Origin of the sequence: Flavobacterium sp. AJR (assembly GCF_002156885.1) — a bacterium.
In the GTDB taxonomy this organism is placed as follows: Bacteria; Bacteroidota; Bacteroidia; order Flavobacteriales; family Flavobacteriaceae; genus Flavobacterium.
Genome location: NZ_NCWQ01000059.1, coordinates 1 through 22184, shown reverse-complemented (window position 1 = coordinate 22184; position 22184 = coordinate 1). Strand labels below are relative to the sequence as shown.

The 22184-nt window shown below is 33.3% G+C and carries 14 protein-coding genes; 6 read left to right on the top strand and 8 right to left on the bottom strand.

Annotated elements, in window-relative coordinates; genetic code table 11:
* Window positions 1-16: 16 nt before the first annotated feature.
* The 5 genes from B8T70_RS15595 to B8T70_RS15575 form a co-directional block, all read right to left on the bottom strand.
* Window positions 17-1876: a beta-galactosidase family protein gene (locus B8T70_RS15595; RefSeq protein WP_086895428.1), complete on the bottom strand. Its 1860-nt coding sequence runs from the start codon at window positions 1874-1876 to the stop codon at window positions 17-19.
* A 391-nt stretch (window positions 1877-2267) separates the two neighbouring features.
* Window positions 2268-3647 carry a Gfo/Idh/MocA family protein gene (locus B8T70_RS15590; RefSeq protein WP_086895427.1) on the bottom strand — a complete coding sequence of 460 codons (1380 nt, stop codon included), beginning with the start codon at window positions 3645-3647 and terminating at the stop codon, window positions 2268-2270.
* Between the two features lie 61 nt (window positions 3648-3708).
* Entirely contained in the window at window positions 3709-5007 is a 1299-nt protein-coding gene (locus tag B8T70_RS15585; protein WP_086895426.1) for a DUF3472 domain-containing protein, read from the bottom strand.
* A gap of 139 nt (window positions 5008-5146) precedes the next feature.
* Complete coding sequence (locus B8T70_RS15580) at window positions 5147-6844, bottom strand: RagB/SusD family nutrient uptake outer membrane protein (protein ID WP_086895425.1); 1698 nt, start codon at window positions 6842-6844, stop codon at window positions 5147-5149.
* Window positions 6845-6855: 11 nt separating this feature from the next.
* Window positions 6856-9930, bottom strand: a complete 3075-nt coding sequence (locus B8T70_RS15575; protein ID WP_086895424.1) for a TonB-dependent receptor — start codon at window positions 9928-9930, stop codon at window positions 6856-6858.
* A 1056-nt stretch (window positions 9931-10986) separates the two neighbouring features.
* On the opposite strand from B8T70_RS15575, the gene B8T70_RS15570 reads away from it, so the two are divergent.
* Window positions 10987-11598 carry a hypothetical protein gene (locus B8T70_RS15570; protein WP_086895423.1) on the top strand — a complete coding sequence of 204 codons (612 nt, stop codon included), beginning with the start codon at window positions 10987-10989 and terminating at the stop codon, window positions 11596-11598.
* 65 nt (window positions 11599-11663) lie between these two features.
* Here B8T70_RS15570 and B8T70_RS15565 read toward each other — a convergent pair whose 3' ends face one another.
* On the bottom strand, window positions 11664-12887 hold the full coding sequence (locus tag B8T70_RS15565) for an FN3 domain-containing metallophosphoesterase family protein (RefSeq protein WP_086895422.1): 1224 nt from the start codon (window positions 12885-12887) through the stop codon (window positions 11664-11666).
* A gap of 172 nt (window positions 12888-13059) precedes the next feature.
* Here B8T70_RS15565 and B8T70_RS15560 point away from each other — a divergent pair, with 172 nt between their 5' ends.
* Window positions 13060-13710, top strand: coding sequence for a sugar-binding protein (locus B8T70_RS15560; RefSeq protein ID WP_086895421.1), 651 nt, complete (start codon window positions 13060-13062; stop codon window positions 13708-13710).
* A gap of 1 nt (window position 13711) precedes the next feature.
* Here B8T70_RS15560 and B8T70_RS15555 read toward each other — a convergent pair whose 3' ends face one another.
* The gene (locus tag B8T70_RS15555; RefSeq protein ID WP_086895420.1) at window positions 13712-14752 is read right to left on the bottom strand and encodes a LacI family DNA-binding transcriptional regulator; all 1041 of its coding nucleotides are present in this window, start codon (window positions 14750-14752) and stop codon (window positions 13712-13714) included.
* 402 nt (window positions 14753-15154) lie between these two features.
* Between B8T70_RS15555 and B8T70_RS15550 the strand changes: the two genes are divergently transcribed.
* From B8T70_RS15550 to nagB, 4 genes are all read left to right on the top strand, one after another.
* Window positions 15155-16231, top strand: coding sequence for a mevalonate kinase (locus B8T70_RS15550; protein ID WP_086895419.1), 1077 nt, complete (start codon window positions 15155-15157; stop codon window positions 16229-16231).
* Window positions 16232-16258: 27 nt separating this feature from the next.
* Window positions 16259-17134 carry a sugar phosphate nucleotidyltransferase gene (locus B8T70_RS15545; RefSeq protein WP_086895418.1) on the top strand — a complete coding sequence of 292 codons (876 nt, stop codon included), beginning with the start codon at window positions 16259-16261 and terminating at the stop codon, window positions 17132-17134.
* A 183-nt stretch (window positions 17135-17317) separates the two neighbouring features.
* Complete coding sequence (gene gluP / locus B8T70_RS15540; RefSeq protein ID WP_165763224.1) at window positions 17318-18700, top strand: glucose/galactose MFS transporter; 1383 nt, start codon at window positions 17318-17320, stop codon at window positions 18698-18700.
* Window positions 18701-18744: 44 nt separating this feature from the next.
* The gene (gene nagB / locus B8T70_RS15535) at window positions 18745-20673 is read left to right on the top strand and encodes a glucosamine-6-phosphate deaminase (RefSeq protein WP_086895417.1); all 1929 of its coding nucleotides are present in this window, start codon (window positions 18745-18747) and stop codon (window positions 20671-20673) included.
* Window positions 20674-20734: 61 nt separating this feature from the next.
* Here nagB and B8T70_RS15530 read toward each other — a convergent pair.
* A partial coding sequence (locus tag B8T70_RS15530) for a DEAD/DEAH box helicase (protein WP_165763223.1) occupies window positions 20735-22184 on the bottom strand: 1450 nt, incomplete at its 5' end.

Here is a 22184-nt window from a genome sequence, read left to right as displayed (position 1 = left end):
TGTTTACTAAATGATTCTATAATCCTTTTTCAGGTCTTAAATCTTCAAGAATAGGAGTAAGGATGGTTTTTACTTCCTTTTGAATGGTTTCATTTTTTTGCTCAAAAATAACGATGTTGTTTTTTCCTTTTTTAAGCCAACATCCCGGTAAATAAAGTGTTTGTTGTGGGCCAACACTCCAATAACGACCAATGTTTATTCCGTTTACAAATACAATTCCTTTGCCCCAATCACGCATATCCAGAAATGCATCTCCAGTTTTGCTAAGGCTAAAAGTACCTTGGTATAAAGTTGGTCGATTTACTTTTGCAGAATTTTTATAAGCGGTTAAATCTGGTTCGGTTGTCATTGGTAATTTATACATTTCCCAATCACCTGTAATAGTTTCTCCATTGATAATAACAGGACTTATGATTCCTTTATTATTGGCATTGATTTGTGAACCGTAATTAATGCGTCCCATGTTTTCGACAACAATATCTAATGTGGCATTAAATGGAATTTCTATTTCGCAATCGTATTTTTTGTAATAACGATTTAACTCCGCTACTTTTTTTCCATTTACATATACTATTGCATAATCGCGTAATCCATTCAATTCTAATTTCCCACTAATAGGTCGAGTAAATTTTTTGCTATACCAAACATAACCATCGCCTTGATTTAATTGTTCAAATGTTTGTGGGTTATCTTCGATTACAGGAGAGATTTTAGATTTTAAATCGGCTAAATCTACTGCTTTTGTCAGCTTTATATTCGAAATTGTGATTACTGGTATTTGGTCAGGAATAGCTGGAGTTTCATTTGTTTTTAATAATTCTCTTAAAGCATTATATTTTGGAGTTGCCCAACCTGCTTCACTAATCGGAGCATCATAATCATACGATGTCATATCGGGTTGAATATCGTGTTCTTTATCATAATTAGCGCCCGAAGTAAAACCGAAGTTTGTTCCTCCGTGTACCATATAATAATTAAATGAAACCTGATTGTCCAAATATTTTTTTGTTTGACGAACAGTTTGTTCTGGTTTTTGAGTAGGGAATGGTTCTGCCCAATGATCTAACCAACCAGGGTAAAACTCAGCTACCATATAAGGACCTTGATTATTATTAAATTGATTCACGACTGCTTTTAGTTTAGCGATATCACTTTCGCCATTTGCAGTGGGTAATGCACCTGGTAAAGCACCTCCTTCAAACAACCAACTTCCATCAGAGGTAAAGAAAGGAACTTCAAAACCAATATCTTTTAATTGCTGAAATACGGCTGCGCTATATTTTTTATGTTCTTCGAGAGGAACATCTTTGCGTTGAGCAACATAAGAACCAAATTCGTTCTCACCTTGTACCATGATTATTGGACCGCCTTTGGTAATTTGTAAATCTTTAACCTGATTATATAATTCGGTAAAATAGGCTTTGGTCGCAGCCAAATATGCTGTGTTGTAACCACGAATTACCATATTAGGAACATTCTGTAAGAACCACGGATAACCACCAAATTCCCATTCGGCACAAACATAAGGACCTGGGCGTAGGATTACGAACAAACCCTCTTCTTGAGCTATTTTTATATATTCGGCTAAGTTTTTATTTCCAGTTTTAAAATCCCAAACTCCGGGAGCTATTTCATGATAGTTCCAGAATACATAGGTAGCAACGGCATTTAATCCCATTGATTTCATCATTTTTAAGCGATGACGCCAATACGGTTGAGGAATACGGGAGTAATGCATCTCGCCCGAATGTATTTGTACTGGTTTGCCATTTAGCAAAAAGTTTCCATCGCTTATGGCAAAAGTTTCTTTTGGTTGCGCTACTAGCGAAGGCAAAGTAAAGAAAGAAAATAGGAGGGCTAAATAAACTTTTTTCATTTTTAATTGAATTAAAGATTATAATTTATTGTGTTTTTTGGTTTATAGAGTTTGGTTATTAATTATGTCACCTTGAGGCGAAGAGCCATACTGAGTTTTAATGCGCATAGTCAGGAACGCGGATGACACAGATTTACTCCGTAAAGACACGGATAAAAACAGATTTTTTTAAATAAGGATAAGAAAAAAATCCGTTTTTATCTGCGTTTTCGTCTTTGGCGGATCCGTATTATCCGCGTTCCTGACTAAGCTTGATATTGATTAAGATTATCTAGAGCAAAGTTGAATGAAATTAGTTTGACATTTTGCCTAAGCAAATGATTATAACAAAAAGAGGGCACTTTATGATGGTGCCCTCTTGATGCAATTTAACTAACTTCAAAATTTTATTTTATTTAGAAAATTCTAAACCTTTTAATTTATTCCAACCTCCACGTGTGAAATCTGGGATTTCTACTGGAGAAGAATTGTTGTCAAGAGAAATTTCTGTTAATGGACCTAAACAAGACCATTCTGCAAGATCATATACATCCATATCAAGAGGTAATCCATTTTGTAAGCAGTGAATCAAACGGTAATCCATGATGAAATCCATTCCACCGTGTCCACCAACTTGTTTTGCTTTTTCTTCGATTCCAACTACAATTGGGTGTTTGTATTTTTCCATTAATGCTTTTTTCACATCTTCTGGCATGAATTTGTGTGCACTTAAGTTTTCGTGATCTGGTTTAATATCTGAGCTAATAGATTTAGAATCTAATGCATAACCTTCTACAGGATATTTATTAGCAAATCCTTTAGTTCCGCTTAATTGGTACATACGGCTATACGGACGTGGAGATGTTACATCATGCTGGATTTGGATAGTTTTTCCATTTTCAGTACGAATCATTGTCATAGTATGATCTCCGTTTCTAAAATCTTTAATATCGATTCCAGATTTTTCTTTGATGTAAGCAGGGTTTCCAACTGCTTTTGTGTCCATAGAAACTAAATAGTTCATTTTGTCACCACGGTGGATATTTAATGCTTGACAAGCTGGCCCCATACCATGTGTAGCATAAATATCACCACGGTGTTTTATATTGTAATCCATACGCCAGTTATTCCAGTACTCTCCCCAAAATGGTTGAAGACCGTGAATATATGAACCTTCTGCATGAAGAATTTCTCCAAATAAACCTTGTTGAGCCATGTTTAATGTAGTAAGCTCGAAGAAATCATACACACAGTTTTCTAATTGCATACAGTGTTTACGAGTTTTTTCGGAAGTATCGATAAGATCCCAAATTTCTTTCATAGTCATTGCACCAGGAACTTCGATAGCTACGTTTTTACCATCTTTCATAGCTTGAACTCCTATGATAGCGTGGTGTTTCCAGTCGGTAGCGATATAAACTAAATCTACGTTTGGAAGCGCAGTTACTTGTCTCCAAATGTTCTCATCACCATAAAATTCTTTTGCTTTAGGAAGACCTTGTTTAGTAAGGATTTCATTTGCTGATTTGGTATTTTTTTCAAGCATATCACAAAGTGCTACAATCTCTACACCTGGAATATGTGTCATACGTTCTACTGCACCAGGACCACGCATTCCTAAACCAATAAAGGCTACACGAACTGTTGGGATTGGAGCAAGTGCCAAACGTAAAACATCCTTTTGTCCTTTGGCACGCGCAGGAGTAGGTGTCTTAATCATTTGAGCTGAAGAAGTAGCATATCCTAAAAAGAAGCAGGATATCAGAATAAATTTAAAGATACTAGTTTTCATGTTGAATTAATTTTAATTTAAAATTGTGGGCAATCTATTTTGGGATTGTCTTACTGTTTTTTTATGGCAAAGTACTAAAATTTATACTTGGCTTATTATGCTTTAATGGTTTTGTAAATTTAGTTTTGGCTTTAGTGTATTTGTTAAAGAAACCTCCGTCTTTTAAAAAGAAGTATCCTTTTTCTACTCCACCAGAATAATCCATTCTATATCCTTTTCTTCCAGTATTATCTACTGTAAAAATAGCCGAATCTATTTCTGTCCAAACTCCCTTATCATCGCAATACCATTGATTGTTAAACAAAACTTTGCGAGATTTATTTCCTTGTTGTGGTACGAAATTCTCTAAGAAAGAATGAAATCTTTTTAAATAAGTATTGGTTTGCGGACGGTTAAAACTTGCTATTAACATCCATTTGTTTGCTTCAGGTGCATAAAAATATGCAGTGTATGTGGTTGAGTTATCATTTTGAGGAACTCCGTTAAGCAAGAATTTATATGTTTTGCCAGCTTTCCAGTTGTATCTTAAATAACTTTGTCCACCAGAACCTTCATTTCCGAATTCACCAGTTTGTACATTTTCTCCTTTTTTTAGCATTTTTATTTTATGCGATTCAGGAATACTTTTCGGATCATCTGTAACAAAAGGGCTCCAAACAGAAAACAATACGCGGCGCTCTGTTTCAGAATTTACCTGAATTCCAAAATACCCTTCGCCAAAACCGTTTGCCATATAATAAGAACCTATTTTATCTTCGTTTACAGGAACGGTAATTTCGTTATAATACCATTGAACATTTACTTTTTCGGGTACTTCGTAATTTAAATGTACCGAAGGACCTCTTCGTCCCCAGTGAAAAAAGTTATCATCATTATTAGGTACAAAAGCAGTTTTACCTTGGAGTGCTGACCCACTAATGATTAATTTAGAAATAGAAGGGAAATTGTTTTGTGTTTTACTAATCCCTTTTATTTTTAAAGCAACATATCCTGTATCAATAATTTTCCATTCGTTTATTATAATTGGTCTTTTGTTACTTTCTTCAAATTCGATTTTTTTCAATTCTTTGTTAATACCAAATTCTAATGTAGATTTTCCTTGAACATTTACAAATTCATCTGTTGAGATTCTAACTAATCCTGGAGTTGAAACTCTAAAATAAACTGTGAAATATTCTTTAGGATCTGTCCAGTTTTCTATTCCGTTATCGGTTATAGTATTATTACTTTCAAGATTGTAAGAACTAAAAGCATTTCCGCCAAGAGGCAAATGGATTTCGTTTTTAGAATCTTGTGCTAATACATTTGTACTTATAAGTAACAATGTAAGGAAAGAGAAAATAATTTTGTAATATTTCATTTAGCCTGATTTTAGCTATTATTGTTTTTTGCATTTAACTTCTCTAGAATCCCCCTTATTTATATAAGAGGGAAATTCTAAAGAGAGCCTTATTTACTAACTAACCATTAAACTCAAAATTAGTTTTTCAAAATCTCTATTAAGGATTTTGAGTTAAAGTTCCAGGATAAGCATTTATTTCCGATTGCGGAATATATTGTACTACTCTTGGACTTGTTGCCGGATAATCTACCATTGGTGTATGAGGACCAGGGTAATGACGTGTCATTGTTTGTCCGTTTCTATAAACGTCATATCCACGTTGTGCTTCAAAAGCTAGTTCCAGTTGGCGTTCTTCATCAATAAGTTGTACAGCATTTGTACTAGTTAAAGAAGTATATCCACCACCTACAATTGATCTTTCTCTAACGATATTTAAATTCTTAAGAGCATTTTGATAATCTGCTTTTTTAGCATAAGCTTCAGCCATATTCAAATACATTTCAGCTAATCTCGAAATAATAGGCGAGTGTAAGTGAGAGCTATTGTCTTGTAAAGAACATTTTGTAATGTAGTACATAGGATATACACGATTTAATAACATCATATAATCTTTTTCTCCTACATAAGTTTTCCCTGCATAATTTATGGAATAACTATTTTCGGCAGCATTAACTACAGTAAGGTTGTAGTCTGTACTTGCTATAGTAATATAATAGGAACCATCAGGTTTGGTTTTAAGAGGTTGTTGTACATAGTTATAACCCGTTTGTACTCCTGCAGCATTAAAAGCATCTGTTATAAAACGGAAAGCTTCTGTTTTATTGTTCGCAGCATCCAATGCATATTGAGGATCGATAAAAGCCCATCTTGCATCTTTCTTTAAACCAGATTTACGTAGTAAATCTAAGTATTTTGCACTTGCATACATTTCACCCCAACCTTGTCCTTGAATGTTAGCATACATACCACCAATACCACCATAATGATCATCCCCAGAGAACTCTGAAGCCACACGTTTAACAGCAAAAATAGTTTCTGTTTGTCCGCTTGCATCTGGTGCAAAAGTGTTATATTTCATAAAATCAGCTCTGCTAAGCATATTATAACGTCCGCTAGTAATTACTTTATTAGCATATTCAATAGATAAATCAGCATATTGTTGATTTGGTGTTTCATAAGTTCCGCTCATATATAAATATACTCTGGAAAGCATTGCCTGAGCAGCTTCTTTAGTTGCGTAAGCAGCTGTTCTATTTTCATTCATTAAGGCTTCTCCTTTTTTAAGATCGCTAATCGCTTGCTCGTAAGTTGCTTTTACAGTAGCTCTATCCGGAAGATTGATGTTAGCAATATCCTCAGGTAATCCGTTAACAATTGGCACGCCCAAATTAGTTTCTGGAGATTGTGCATAAGGTCTACCGAAAGTTTTAACTAAATAGAAATAAAGCATTCCCCTTAGGTAATAAGCTTCTCCTAATTGTTGGTCCATTTTAGGGCTTTCTCCTTCAGTTATCATTTTCATCAAATCACTTGATTGTGAAATCACTTTATAGCTATTGTTCCAAAAAGTAGCTAATCTATCATTGACAGGAGTATGTTGATAAGTAATAAAAGTATAGAATGAATCTGTAGTAGTTCCTCTAATCATGATGTTGTCTCCAGAGTATTCACCAATACGATGCATTTGATCGGACCAACTTTTAAGTTGTGCATAACAGCCATTAAGGAGTACATCTACAGCAGCTTCTTTGTCTTGTAGAATTTTATCTTTGGTATAAGAGCCATATGGTTCTCGTTCTAGCTCACATGAAGATAGAAAGCTAAGAGTGATAAATAATATGAATAATTTTTTCATGATTTTGCTTTTTAAAGAGTAAGATTTAAACCTAATACAAACTTGCGTGTCTGAGGGTATACAGAGGTTGCAACTCCTGTTATTGTTCTTTTACCATTTCGTTCTGATGGTGGTATCTCTGGATCAACCCCTGAGAAATTGGTAATTGTAAATAAGTTTTCGCCCGACACAAATATTCTTAAATTAGAAATATTCAAACGTTCAATAGATAAATTATATCCTAATGAAAGGCTTCTCATTTTTAAGTATGATCCGTCTTCTAAGAAACGAGATGATGCTTTATTAGAACCACTTGAGTTGTTGTATACTGCCTGTGGATGTGTAGCAATATCACCTGGTTTTTCCCAACGGCTCCATCCACTCTGAAGGTTCATTTGGTTACGATCGGTATATGCTCCATCCGAATCAAATTCTGCGCGGGCATAGTTATAAATTTTACCACCTACTGAATAACTGAATGTTGCTCCTAAATCGAAATTTTTATAATTTAAACTAGTCGAAAATCCTCCGTAATAAGATGGCGTATAGGCATCGATAGCAATTTGATTTTTTGATGCGTCACCATAATTAGATGTTTTAACACGTTCACCAGCTGCATTGGTTGTAAACCATTCTGGTTTTCCATTATCAGGATTTACGCCAGCCCATTCTGTAAGATACCAAGTATCTACATCCATTCCTGGTTTTAGTAGTTTGTTTGCCGCGCCTGCAATACCAGTTCCATCAGGAACAATAATCTCTTGTTTTGTTCCGTAAAGGCTGGTTACTTTGTTTTTGTTTAAGCCAATATTAGCATCTATATTCCATCTCCAGTTTTCATTTTTAATAATATCTACGTTGATTGAAGCCTCAAATCCTCTGTTGTTTACTGCTCCAACATTTCTCCAGATACTTGTTACCCCGATTACTCCAGGTAAAGGAACTTCATATAATAAACCAGAAGTATCTTTGTCATAATAATCTAACGTAATATTAATTCTGTTTAAGAAACTAACATCTAAACCAATGCCAGTTGTGAAGGTTTTTTCCCAGCTTAAATCAGGGTTTCCTATTTGTGAAATAATAGCACCAGGATTTTCATTATAACCAGAAGATACAGAGTATAATGGCAAGTGAGGGTATAATTCTGTAGGTCTATTTCCTACTGAACCGTAACTAGCTCTAAGTTTTAAATTATTGATATATTCAGCTTTAAAGAACTTTTCTTTATGAATGTTCCAACCTCCACTAATGGAAAAGAAATTACCATATCTCGCATTTTCTCCAAAATTGGAAGCTCCATCACGACGGATTGAAAATTGTGCTAAATATCTGTCGTCATACGTATAATTGATGTTTGTTAGCAAGGATTGAACTGCCCATTCTGATCTACCACCTTTAACTTTTTCTGGAACAGTAGCAGCATCAGGAACAATAAATCCTGGAGGTATTCCTGTTGCAATGGCTTCATTGCTTTTACCACTATATTCATTCCATTCGTAACCTGCAATTGCGTTTATAGCATGCGCTCCAAATGATTTATTGAATTTGAATAATTGGTTGGTATAAAAACGATTGTTGCTAGTATTTTCATTTTTAATTCTTCCTTTTACTGATATCCCTTCAGATGACCTTGGGTCAGTGTAGGTCATTGCATTATAATTTGAAAAGATGTAGTTGTTTGTAGAAGTAAATGATAGCCAGCTAGTAATTTTAGCATCAAAGTCTAAGTTGGTTCGAACGCTATATCTTTCAGATTCTCCATAATTCCATTGTAAATCATACAAATAGTTAGAACCCGTTGTATTTACCCAAGTAGGGTTGGGTTGGTTTCCTACCAAAGTTCCATCAGGAAGATAAGGACTATCCCAAGGCATATTGCCATACATAGCGCCTACAGAATGTTGTTTGTTTTCAGTTTCTATACGTGTAATATTTGCTTGAGGGCGTATAGTTAACCAATTATTTACTTTATAGCTAAATTTAAGAAGTAAGTTATAGCGGGTATAATCATATCCTCTTATAGCACCAGTTTCGTCATATAACCCAAGAGAAACATAGCTTTTAAACACATCACTACCACCGTTTATCGATAGGTTAAAATCTCTTGCAATCCCTGTTTGTGTTGCATTTTTCCACCAATCGTAATTTTTATTTCTTAATTCTGGCGTCCACCATGATGCATTACTAAAATCTTGTTTGTTAGAGAAAGAATCATATAAATCATACAATTGTTCCCCATCCATGATGCTAAAGTTTCCTTTATTTACTGTTGTAGCAGCAGTTTTAATAGAGGCATTAATGGTTGCCTTACCGCTTTTTCCGCTTTTTGTAGTAACAATGATTACACCATTTGCACCCTGAGAACCGTACACAGCAGTAGATGCAGCATCTTTAAGAACGGTTAATGTTTCGATATCGGCAGGATTCATATTTCCAGAATTACTACCTACGATAACACCATCGATAACCCATAAAGGGTCAGTGCTTCCGTTAACAGTCGTTTTTCCGCGAATGACGATTTTACCAGTATCTCCTGGCTGTCCATTTCCAGAACTTACATAAACTCCAGTTGCTTTACCTGATAATAAGTTTTCTACTGATGGAGTGGTAACATCAATAAGTTTTTTGTTGTCTATAGTTTGTAAAGCTCCAGTAAGACTCTCTTTTTTAATCTTGCTGTAACCTACAATAACTACTTCGTCCATTACTTCTCCAGCTTCTTTTAAGACAACAACGATAGGCCCTTTTCCAATCGTTACTTCTTGTTCCTGCATTCCCATATAAGAAATAACCAAAACCGTTTGATTATCTGCTACTTCTATGGCAAATTCACCATTATAATCTGTTTGTACACCGATAGCTGTTCCTTTAATAAGAACATTTACTCCTGGAAGTGGCACTCCATTAGTATCGGTTACTTTACCCTTAACAATTTTTTGTACCAATGATAAATCAATTCTATTTGTGCTTACTTCTTTTGATGAAGCAGCGGTTGAAATTTGAAAAGTCAAAGCGAACAATGAAAGAATTGTTAATTTAATTTCCTTTCTAGAAGGGGTGTTTAACCGAAAACTTCTAGGTTTTTGTTTAATTAATAAATTCATACTCTTAAAAATGGGTTTGGTTAATAATTTGTTTTGTGTTGTTGTGTTAACTGGTATTCATTTTTATTATAATCGATTTAAGGAAATCTGCCTTAAATGAAATTGTGATGCTATTCTTTTTTTACTATTAATTAGTTGAAAATTCAATTTTACAATCTTGAATATGTACACTTTTTCTTGTTTATTTAGTTGTGTTTTTTTAACATAAATTGTGCTTTATTTTTTAAGATATGACGAAACTATATATTTAATTTTTATTAAACAAGGAAAAACACAAAAAATGTGCTCGAACACACAATATTTGTGTTCTCGAGCACATTTTTTTTATGGAAAATGTTTTTTTAGTAATAAAATTCTAGTTTCTTATTAAAAAACATACAGCTTCTTGATTGTTTAAAAACTAGTGTTTTAATGGTAATTACCATAAGAAGTTGAAATAAATAAAGAGGATTGATAAAAAAAGTATCAAATTCTTAGATAAGGCTATTGTTGAGTATTAAATATTTCTGAGATATTGTGTTAACAAAGGCGATAATATAGTATTAATAACGGCCTTATAAACTAAGGATTTAATGTGTCTTTTTAATTTTACAGGCACATAGGAAATCTCTTCAAATGATTGTAGTCATTTGAAGGATTTTTATTGTTTGCCTTTAGGTTAATTTTTGTTAAAAAAAGGAATTAGTAATGAGAAGATATATGGCTAACGATTTTGATTAAAAAGTAATTGAAATATTATAAATGCGGTTGCCTGATTAGGTATTAATATGTGGTAAATTCGTTTTGTAAAATAAGTGTCTATTGATGCTTTGTTTTTGAATCTATTGCTAAGTTAACATGATTGTCCGTTTTTAATTTTTAGGAGAGATTACAAGAATTTAATTATAGCTAAAGTTTGTGAAATCAATAATTTAAAAATTGTTTTCAAAATAGTCTTAATTAATGTGAAGTTTTTTTGTAAAATAAAAATTACAAATAGGATTGGTTTTATTAAAAAAAAGGATAGCTTAGCTTTTTGTTTAATTTATAATTTTTTAACTTTTAAAATGATATATTATGGTAAAAAGAATGTTCACTTTGGTTTTATTATTGTTTTTTGCATTTAGTTGTAATAGCGATGATGCTTTAGAGTCTACAGTATCTTCAGATCAGGAATCTAATATTGCAGAGCATCATGTTTCGACACGTAAATCGAGTAGTTTACAGTATTCTCTTTTTCAGAACGTAGAACAGTATAACTTAACAGATGCCGCTTATGCTCAAGGAGAAATATATTGTTCAGAAGCAGCTGTAGCAGTAATAGAATTTGGTTATCAAGGAAGTCCGGCGAGTAAATACGAGATTAGGATGCCAGGAAGTCCAACAATTACAGCTGCCTCGGGAAAGTCTTTTAGGACATTAACTGTAAATTTGAATCCAGGAATCAATACGTTTTCTGTGTGGGTATTATTTTCAGGCCCTGCACAATCTGCTAATTTAAGACTTAATTTGGTTTCAATAGGAGGTGATGTTACTTTGAATGCTGAAGGTTATATAGATTTAGTAACACAAGGACACACTGAGCCTAGAGCTGTAGGTGGGGCGGCAACTCCTTATCATTTAATGTGTAGTAAGTGTGGTGCTCTAAATTCTGCCGGCGCGCAAAAATGTATTTCATGTGGGAAGTAACCATAAAGGATATTATAAAACCTTCAAATAAATATATGATTTGAAGGTTTTATTTTCTCAAAATATTACCTCTTAGTATTAAGTGTAAACAAGCCAATTTCTTTACGAGAATCATTAAGCATTTGTAAATTTAAAACTTTAGGATTGGCTTCAATTCGTATTAAAGTTCTAATTCCAGCTTCTGGTCCGCCGCCAATAACAAAATGATAGGAGTGATCTTTATTTGGTTCAAACATTCCGTATTCGTGTGTGTGTCCTGCAACAAACAAATCAATTTTATATTTTTCGAATAAAGGACCAAATAACCTGCGACATTCAGTTGTTCCGTGTTCTTCATCGGAATGATAATGCGGAATATGCATCATAACTACTCGAAAAGGAGCATTCTTAAAAGCTTTCGACTTCATTTGTTTCTCTAGCCAAACTGCTTGTTCTTCTCGATAAGAATCATAGTTAACAGTTCCGCCATACACAGGATGAGAGTCTTTTTTATCTTCGCCAGTGTCTAAAACAATTGTAAAAACGGGACCCATCTTAAAAGTATAATACTCTTTCTTATCGTAGTTGTAATAATAATCTAATAGATTTCTAGAGTACTTACCTCTAGTTTCATGATTTCCTCTCACAAACATAAAAGGCTTCTCTGTCGAAAATACGCTACAAGGATGGAGTAAATGGTTAATAATTTGGTTTTCATCCGTTTGATAGTCAAACATATCTCCGTTAAGGAAAACAAAATCGTAAGGTTTGTTTTGGTTGAGTTGTATGAGTTCTCCAAAAGATTCTGGACGGTCATGTATGTCATTTAAAACCAGCCAGCTTACCTCTTTAGCTTTTGGGTCGAGTGTTTTAAAATGATATGTTTCGCTGTTAATAATGTCTCCAAAAGTGATTTTATAAGGTTGAAAATCTAGAATTTGTTTAGAGAAAACTTTATAATAATATATGGTATTAGGTTTAAGATTTGTGAGTGTTACAGTATTGATTCTAGAATTAATATTCATCATACCATGAGCACATTGTTGAGCTTTGGTTCCTAAATTTTTGGTTTCACCGTATTCTACCCAATTCAGGCAAAGTTGGTTAGTGAGCCACATTATTGTAATACCATCATTGGTAGGAGCTTGTAAATAGGGCTTTGTTAAAAAATCATGTTTAGCGTCTAATACTTCGATATTTGTGTTTGATGCTAATGCTGATAATGGTAAGCCTGTTGCTATAACTGTTCCCGAAATACCTGCAATAGTCTTAGTTAAGAATGAGCGACGGGAGTTTTTTTCTTCTTTCATAAAAGATAAAAATTTGGTATTTATAGTTAAAAAGGTTGTTATTTTGAGGTTAATAGGAACGAAACTATAGATTATATTTTATTAAACAAAGAAAAGTATTGTAAAATGTGTTCGAGCACATTATATTTGTATTATTGAAAAAATGGTATCAAAACGATAATTGAAGAACAATATGAATCAGGGAATTAAGAATTACGAAGTAAAGTCAATAGCTGCAAACCAATTAATTGTATCTGGAAAAGGTGATTCTGATTTATGGAAGACAGCAATTATCCTGGATGATTTTTGTTCGCCTTGGGATTCTAAGCCAGTTTCACGAATCGAGTTTAAAGCCTTGTGGGATGGGGAGCAATTGTTCTTTTGTTTTACGGTTTATGATTCCGAAATTCATATAGTAGATAAGGATGATAGTATTGATAGCATCAATAATTCCGATAGGGTAGAGCTTTTTTTTAGACCAGACAGTTCGCTTAATCCGTATTATTGTATGGAGATTGATACCGCAGCCAGAGTAATGGATTTTATAGCGTATCCTGATAAGAATCTTAATTTTGACTGGTCTTGGCCAAAAGATGATTTATTAGTTAAATCATCTGTAAATAAGGATTCTTTTGTTGTAGAAGGCGCAATACGTATTGCATCCTTAAAGAAGCTTAATTTAATAAAGAACAATCAAATCGAAACTGGAATTTTTAGAGCCAAATATTCTAAAACCAGTGGTTCCGATTATGAACCCACTTGGATAACTTGGGTGAATCCTGTTACCGAAACGCCCAATTTTCATATTGCATCATCGTTTGGAATTTTAACCTTGAGAGACTAGATTATTCTAGATAAAAATCGGCATTTTCAGAGTTAATAATATCAATAGGTAAGAGCGTAACAGCAGGTGTTTCTTTATGAAAAAGGAAATGCTCTACAAGATATGTTATACCAAGATATGCTTGTCTTTTTTGATTTTGATGAATCAAGAAATCAATTACGCCAAGATTTAGATTATTTACATTCTCATCGATTAAGTCATAACCAATAATTCGAATTTTTCTATCCTTAACCTCGTTAATTGTCTTGGCTATTTGATATGCTCTGGATGTAGTAATAAAAACACCAGATAAATCTGGATTTTCATTGATGAAGTTTTTTAGAGTGACTTCAACATTCGGGCTTTTTAGTTTTAATGTTGTAATCTTATAATCAAGGTTTTCTTTTTCGCTAAAATAATTTCTAAAACCTCTTTCTTTTTCCTGCATGTGAATTGCATTCTTGTAAGTTTCATCAATGTGTATAATTGCAATTTGCCCTTTATCTATAATTGTATTTAATAATTTGGCTGCTACACGACCACTTCTAAACAAATCTTGCCCTACAAAATTTTTGATTAAAGTAGATTCTACCTGATTATTAAATGTGTTGACAATGATATTTAAAGAATCGTATTTTTTTATAGCATCTAATGTTTCCTTATGAAATAAAGGAGCTAGCAAAACTGCATCTGGCGATTTCTCTATAATCGTTTCATTTGTGTTGGTAAACGATTTTGTTTTTTCGGGATTAAAGTAAAATGTTTCAACACGTATATTGTATGCTTTAAATTCCTGAATAGCATCTTTAATTCCTTGGATGCAAGGAAGCCAATAAGGGTCGATTTGAGGATCGGGTAATAAAATACAGATATGATAAATCTTATTGTTCTTTAAATTTCGAGCAATAAGATTGGGTTCGTAATCAATTACATTTAAAACTTCGTTTACTTTTTCTAGAGCCAGCGGAGAAACTTTTCCTCTCTTGTGCAAAACCCTGTCAACAGTACCTTTCGAAACACCTGCTAATTTAGCAATATCTTTAATCGTATATTTTTTATTCATAAGGAGGCAAATATATAAAAACTTTGTATTTATTCTTTTCAGGAGATATTTATAAAGTAAATGGCTTTTTTATTTATAATGAAGTATTTGGTTGTGTAATAAATGGTTAATTTACTGAAAAAACGGAATGTAAAACAAAAATATAAAATTAGGTATTCTTAATTTCAATTAACATAAAAATCTTAATAAATTTCAAGAAGATTTTTATCAACATTTTCAGGCATCTATATAAGTGTGCTCGATAACATTATTTAAGTGTGTTCGAGCACATTTTTTGTTTTTTCTTAGGTTAATTAAAATTTAATATCTAGTTTCGTAAAGTTAAAACTAAAATAAAAGCCTATTTTATAAACTAATAATAGTGTAATTACCAGTATTGCAGTATTTTAATATATTTTAAAAGTGAAGAAAATTATATCATTGGCACCAGGACGAACGTGCCTTTTTGGAGATCATCAGGATTATTTAGGATTACCTGTTATAGCTTGTGCAATAAATAGAAATATACAATTAACAGCAGTAGAAAATGGGACTTCGGTTTTTAAACTAAACATGGAGGATATTAATGAAGTTAGAGTCATTGATATCAATGCAACTTTTGAAGAATTAGAACCACGTGATTATTTCGCTTCTTCGCTGAGAGTTTTAAGAAGACACGGTTGCATCCCTACAGTAGGATATGATATTACTGTAAAAGGAGATATTCCTATTAATTCAGGAACGTCAAGTTCATCGGCATTATTAATGGCATGGATTAACTTTTTAATTACAGCTTATGGAGTTGATTGCGAAGTTACTCCAGAGTTTATTGCGCAAATGGGGTATGCTTCAGAAGTTTTGGAACATGGAGAACCAGGCGGAATGATGGATCATTTTAGCATAGGAGTAGGGAATATTGTTCATATTAATACAAGCGTTCCGTTCTCGTACAATATAATTGGCACACAATTAAAAGGATTAATTACAGGTGTTTCGGGAGTTCCAAAAGAAACAATTGGGTTAATAGGAGAATTAAAAGGCAATGCATTATTGGCTATCGATATTATAAAACAAAATTTTAAAGATTTTGATTTGCATAAAACCGAATTAGAAGATATAGATAAGTATCGTAATTATTTGCCAGACAGATTGATTCCGTTTTTTGAAGCAGCTATAAAGAACTATCAATATACAAAAGAAGCTTTAAAAGAATTTGATAAACCATCACTTGATTTGGTTAGAATTGGTGAATTGATGAACATGCACCATGCTGTTTTGAGGGATTTATTAAAAATAACGGTACCAAAAATCGATGATATGATTAATGCAGCCTTACGAGCTGGAGCTTATGGTGCCAAGATTGTTGGTTCAGGCGGCGGCGGAAGCATTGTTGTAATTGCAGATCCTAAAAAAGAAGATGCGGTTGTAGCTGCAATATTAGCAGCAGGAGCAAAAGAAGCATATACTGTAACCGTTGATCCGGGAGCAAGAGTAATATAATAATTTTAAAATTTTAAAGAACAAATTATGCATGACAATTTAATTATTTTAGCAGGCGGTGCATCTTCTCGAATGAAAAAAGAAGTTGTATTAAATAATTTAACCGAAGAAGAAATCGCTCAGGCGAATGAAAGAAGTAAAGGATTAATAGGAGTTGGTCCTAACGGAAGACCTTTGTTGGATTATCTGTTGCTAAATGCAAAAAAAGCAGGATATAAAAACATCATTATTATTATAGGAGAGCAAGGAGAATTGTTTAAAGAGTTCTACGGAAATCAAGATAAGAACAATGATTTTCATGGATTAAATATTTCATTTGCTGTACAGTATATTCCCCAAGGCAGAGTAAAACCATTTGGCACAGCCGATGCATTATTTCAGGCAGTAGAACAATATCCAGAGATGAACACCCAAAGTTACTCAGCTTGCAATAGTGATAATTTATATTCTACAGCAGCTTTGCTTGCGCTAAGAGAAACTAACAGCCCAAATGCTTTTATTGGCTACGACCGTGACGCATTGGATTTTCCATCCGAAAGAATTTCTCGTTTTGCAATAGCCAAACTAGATAAAAATAATCACTTATTGGATATTTTAGAAAAACCAACTGCAGACGATTTAGAAAATTACAAAGATTCCGAAGGGAAATTAAGAGTAAGTATGAATGCTTTTAAATTTGATGGAGCAATGCTGTATCCTTATTTAAAAAATTGTCCGGTTAATCCAGAAAGAGACGAAAAAGAATTGCCAACAGTGCTTTTAAATACAATAAAAGACAACCCAAATACAGCTTTAGGAATCCCTTTTTCGGAACATGTTCCAGATTTAACTGCCAAAGAAGATATTGCAGAAGTAAAAGAATATCTCAAAAAAAACTACCCAGAACTAAACTGGGAATCATAAAAAATTAACAAAAATTTCATATCTAATTTAGGAATAAGAAGAACTTATTGAGCTACTTTTGTTGTAGTATTGCAAAAAAATCGCACAACCCGTGATTAATTTGCAAAAATTATGAAAGTGTTGGTGCTATTTTAGATTGAAAAAAAAACTACTAATCTATTAACCATCAACCAAAAAAAAACTATGTCAAAGATTGAAAGTGCAATACGTATAGACCAGAGGAGTACCATTATTCCTATGGTTATTTTAACCGCATTATTTTTTATTTTAGGATTTGTTACCTGGCTTAACGGGCCGCTAATTCCTTTTTTCGAATTAGCCTGTGAGTTAACCGCTTCTCAAGCTTATTTTGTAACATTTGCTTTCTATATCGCCTATTTTGTAATGGCAATTCCATCTTCTTGGGTTATCGAGAAAGTAGGATATAAAAACGGAATTTCGCTTGGCTTAATTGTAATTGCAGTAGGAGCTTTTATGTTTTATCCAGCAGCAGCAACAAGAACTTTTGTATTCTTTTTATTAGCATTATTTACCATGGGAACAGGTTTAGCAATTTTGCAAACCGCTGCAAATCCTTATGTAGTTGTTATTGGGCCGAGAGAAAGCGCAGCAGCAAGAATTAGCGTTTTAGGAATTGCAAATAAGTTTGCAGGATTTATAGCCCCATTAGCCCTGACAGCTTTGGTGTTATCAAATATGCAAGAATACACAGCAGATAAAATTGCACTTTTAGATGAGGTTTCTAAAACTGAAGCCTTAAATTTGCTCACATTACAATTGCAAACACCATATCTTTATATGGGATTGGTTATTTTGGTTTTGGCACTTTTAGTTAAGCTATCACCATTACCAGAAATTGATTTAGATGAAGAAGGTGATGTACTACATTTAAGTATTTTTAAGCAAATAAGAAATGCTTTCAAGCATCCACAATTAGTTTTAGGAGTAATAACTTTAATGTTATATCTGGCAGCCGAAGTTTTAGCAGGAGATTCCATTGGAGGATTCGGAAAACATTTGGGAGTATATGGTAAAGACGGTAATTTTTATTTAAAATTAACCTCATTTACAATGTCAGCAATGGTAGTAGGATATGTTTTAGGAATTACATTAATACCTAAATATCTTTCGCAAGTTACTGCATTAAAAGCATCTGGAATTTTAGGATTAATTTTAGTAATTTTAATAGTTATAATATCACCTGAAATAACAGTTCAGTTTTCGGGGATTCCAGCTATACCATTAGTAGTTATTTTAGTAGCATTAATGGGACTTGCAAATGCACTTTGTTGGCCGGCAATATGGCCAATGGCATTACAGGATTTAAAAGGATATACCAAAATAGGAAGCGCAATTTTAATCATGGGTATTATAGGAGGAGCAATCTTTCCTTTAATTTATGGAGCTTGGGCAGAAAGTGTTAATGCAGCCAATATAGCAAATGGAGTTGCTAAAACGGCTAAAAGCGGAAATCAGATAGCGTATTTAATGTTAGTGCCATGCTACTTAATGATTATATTTTTTGCATTCAAAGGGCATAAATACAGAAGTTGGTCACGCAAATAAAAAACAGGATAAATAAATAAAGTAAATATAAAAAGAAGCGAATAATGTTAAAAAGTTCCATAGATAAGGCGACAGGTTTCGAAAAACGATTCGAAAATATTGACACGGTAGTTTTTGAGAATTCCACCGATGCATCCAAAGCAGTTGCGCAGCAAATAGCGGCACTTATCAAGTCAAAACAAGAAAAAAACGAATCATGTGTATTAGGATTAGCAACAGGATCATCCCCAAAAGGATTATATGCTGAGTTAGTACGTTTACACAAAGAAGAAGGATTAAGTTTTAAAAACGTAATCACTTTTAACCTGGATGAATACTATCCAATGGAACCAGATTCAGTAAATAGCTACGTACGATTCATGAAAGAATTGTTGATGGATCAAGTAGATATTTTACCTGAAAATTACCATATTCCAGACGGACTTTTGACAAAAGAAGAAATAGCAGATTATTGCGCAGATTACGAAGCTAAAATAGAAGCTCTGGGCGGAATCGATCTACAAGTTCTTGGAATTGGAGCAAACGGACATATCGGATTCAACGAATCAGGTTCCTTACAAAACTCAAAAACAAGATTAGTAGCATTAGACCATATTACCAGAGTTGCAGCAAGTAAAGACTTTTTTGGATTAAACAATACGCCAAGAACAGCCATTACACTTGGAGTAAAAAAGATAATGGAAGCTAAACAAGTTATTCTACTGGCTTGGGGAGAAGGAAAAGCAGACGTTGTAAAAAAATCTGTAGAAGGAGAAGTTACTAATAGAATTCCTGCGTCATTTTTGCAAGAGCATAACAATGTAGTTTTTGTTCTGGACAAAGAAGCCTCATCAAAACTAACAAGAATCAACAGACCATGGTTAGTAGAGAAAATTGTTTGGACAGACAAATTAACCCGTAAAGCTGTTTTAGGATTAGCGCTAGATTTAAAGAAACCAATCCTAATGCTTACCGATGCCGATTATATCGAAAACGGAATGAGCGATTTACTAGCCGATTCAGGACCAGCATACGATATCAATATTAAGATATTTAATAAACTGCAAAATACCATTACAGGATGGCCGGGAGGTAAACCAAATGCAGATGATACCAAACGACCAGAAAGAGCAGAACCAGCAAGAAAAAGAGTATTGATATTCAGCCCGCATCCAGATGATGATATCATAAGTATGGGAGGAACATTCATGCGTTTGCAAGAGCAAGGACATGAAGTACATGTAGCATACCAAACCTCTGGAAATATTGCAGTTGCTGATGATGAAGCCTTGCGTTTTGCAAGATTCGTTACCGATTACAACGAGAAATTCGGAATCAAAAGCGCCGAAGCAGAAAATATCTATCAAAAAGCAGTAACATTCTTAACCAATAAAAAGAATAGTGAGATAGATATTCCAGAAGTTCGTTACATAAAAGGATTAATCAGAAAAGGAGAAGCACGCTCAACAAGTCATTTTGTAGGTTTGCCAGACGAACAAATTCATTTTATGGAGCTTCCATTTTATGAAACAGGAACAATCGAGAAAAAACCAATTGGAGAAGAAGATATTCAACTTACAATGGCTTTAATCGAAAAAATCAAACCACATCAAATATATGCAGCAGGAGATTTAGCAGATCCACACGGAACACACAAAGTATGTCTGGATGCTATTTTTGAAGCAGTAAAACGATTAAAACCAAAATCGTTTATGGATGATTGTTGGTTATGGTTATATCGTGGAGCATGGCAAGAATGGGGAATTGACGAAGTAGAAATGGCAGTACCAATGAGCCCTGATCAGGTATTAGCAAAAAGACATGGAATCTTTAAACACCAATCTCAAAAAGATGGAGTTGTGTTTCAAGGATCTGATGCACGTGAGTTCTGGCAAAGAGCCGAAGACAGAAATGCTGAAACAGCCGAATTATACAATCAATTAGGTTTATCACGTTACGCTGCAATGGAAGCTTTCGTGAGATGGTATTATTAAAAGGTTCTGAGACTAAAAAAAGGAAAAAGAGAAACGTCTTTACAGACTGTTTCTCTTTTTTTTAATCCTGATTTAATGATAACAACATATCTCTATAATAATTGCATTGCCCCCACAGTTTTTTGTTACCTATAACATAAAGTCTTTTTTTAGCACGAGTTAGAGCTACATTAAGAATATTTGGTTTTTGTGAAGCCCAGTTTCTTGCTCCAGATGATTTAGGATCACTACCTAAAACTAGAAATACAATATCAGCTTCTTTTCCTTGAAATTTATGTACAGTTCCACAGGATATAGATTCTACATGTTTGAAACTATTCTCACAGAAATTAGCTACTGATTTGAATGGAGATATTATATAGATATTTCCAGTGTACTCACTATTTAATAGTTCAGTAATTTTATTTTTCAGGACATTAATTTCTTCGCTTACTACATGTTTATTAATCGGTGGATTTGTGTCTTCAACATCAAACCACTGAGAAGGCCCTATAAAAAAATCTTGAGAATTTTCTTTGATGGCTTTAACCATTTGCCCGTCATATGCAATTTTATTAGCTATAGAGAACATAGGTTCATCACATCTTCTGTGCGTACGTAAGGGAAACCCTGTCCATATTGGTTCAGAATCTGTTCCATTTTGCATATATGTACCAGACAATGAAATCCGATCTGCTAATTGTTGCACAGAAGTTTGCAAAGGAGACCAAAGTATGTCAACTTTACTTTGCTGACGTAATTTGTTAACTAAATTTGCTGGTATCGTAACTACAGGTTCTACCTGTAATGGATCCCCTACAATGACACATCTTTTTGATCTTTGGATGATCCCCACAGCAGATTGTGGTGTAGCTTGACCTGCTTCGTCAATCAATAACCATCCAATTTGATTCTTATTAATATTTGGAAATAATCTACTTGCAGAAGCCATAGTTGTAGAAACAACAGGTATGCAAAGAAAAAAAGTATCCCACAGGTTTTGAGATAATTTAGTTTCTACTTCCACTCTCCCGAGTATCATTTCAAAGAATAAATTCAGGTTGTTTTTTATTTTTTTTGCATTAGATAATATGACATACTTATGCAAATTAAGGCTCTCAATGAAAATATCACTTCTCAGTTTAGCTATTTTTGGAGAATAATAAGGCATTCGAAGATGAATTTCTTCTAAGGGTAAATTATAAAATTCCTCATTAAACAATTGCTTATCTTGAATTTCAAAATCTTCATTAAGTTCTCTATTTAGTTTCTGATAATTAAGAATTACTTTTAGTATATCCTTTAAATTATCTTCATATCTATTTCTTTTAGTAATTAATTCTTTTAGTAGTTGTTCAATATTTGATAGTTCGTTTTTCAATTCAAATAATTTTTTTTGCGAATCGCCAAATTGTGATAGAAATACATCAGCTTGTTTTTTCCATTCTTTAAAAGAACGTGTACTAAAAAGTTTTTGGAAAAAGAAAAATGATGGTTTCTTAGATTGAATAACACTTAAAGCATTTTGAATT

Bases quoted from the DNA above. Each gene is read 5' to 3' on its own strand.
- B8T70_RS15560 (WP_086895421.1), top strand. From the start codon at position 13,060: ATGAATCAGGGAATTAAGAATTACGAAGTAAAGTCAATAGCTGCAAAC.
- B8T70_RS15580 (WP_086895425.1), bottom strand. From the start codon at position 6,844: ATGAAAAAATTATTCATATTATTTATCACTCTTAGCTTTCTATCTTCA.
- B8T70_RS15555 (WP_086895420.1), bottom strand. From the start codon at position 14,752: ATGAATAAAAAATATACGATTAAAGATATTGCTAAATTAGCAGGTGTT.
- B8T70_RS15545 (WP_086895418.1), top strand. From the start codon at position 16,259: ATGCATGACAATTTAATTATTTTAGCAGGCGGTGCATCTTCTCGAATG.
- B8T70_RS15595 (WP_086895428.1), bottom strand. From the start codon at position 1,876: ATGAAAAAAGTTTATTTAGCCCTCCTATTTTCTTTCTTTACTTTGCCT.
- gluP (WP_165763224.1), top strand. From the start codon at position 17,318: ATGTCAAAGATTGAAAGTGCAATACGTATAGACCAGAGGAGTACCATT.
- nagB (WP_086895417.1), top strand. From the start codon at position 18,745: ATGTTAAAAAGTTCCATAGATAAGGCGACAGGTTTCGAAAAACGATTC.
- B8T70_RS15590 (WP_086895427.1), bottom strand. From the start codon at position 3,647: ATGAAAACTAGTATCTTTAAATTTATTCTGATATCCTGCTTCTTTTTA.
- B8T70_RS15570 (WP_086895423.1), top strand. From the start codon at position 10,987: ATGGTAAAAAGAATGTTCACTTTGGTTTTATTATTGTTTTTTGCATTT.
- B8T70_RS15565 (WP_086895422.1), bottom strand. From the start codon at position 12,887: ATGAAAGAAGAAAAAAACTCCCGTCGCTCATTCTTAACTAAGACTATT.
- B8T70_RS15585 (WP_086895426.1), bottom strand. From the start codon at position 5,007: ATGAAATATTACAAAATTATTTTCTCTTTCCTTACATTGTTACTTATA.
- B8T70_RS15575 (WP_086895424.1), bottom strand. From the start codon at position 9,930: ATGAATTTATTAATTAAACAAAAACCTAGAAGTTTTCGGTTAAACACC.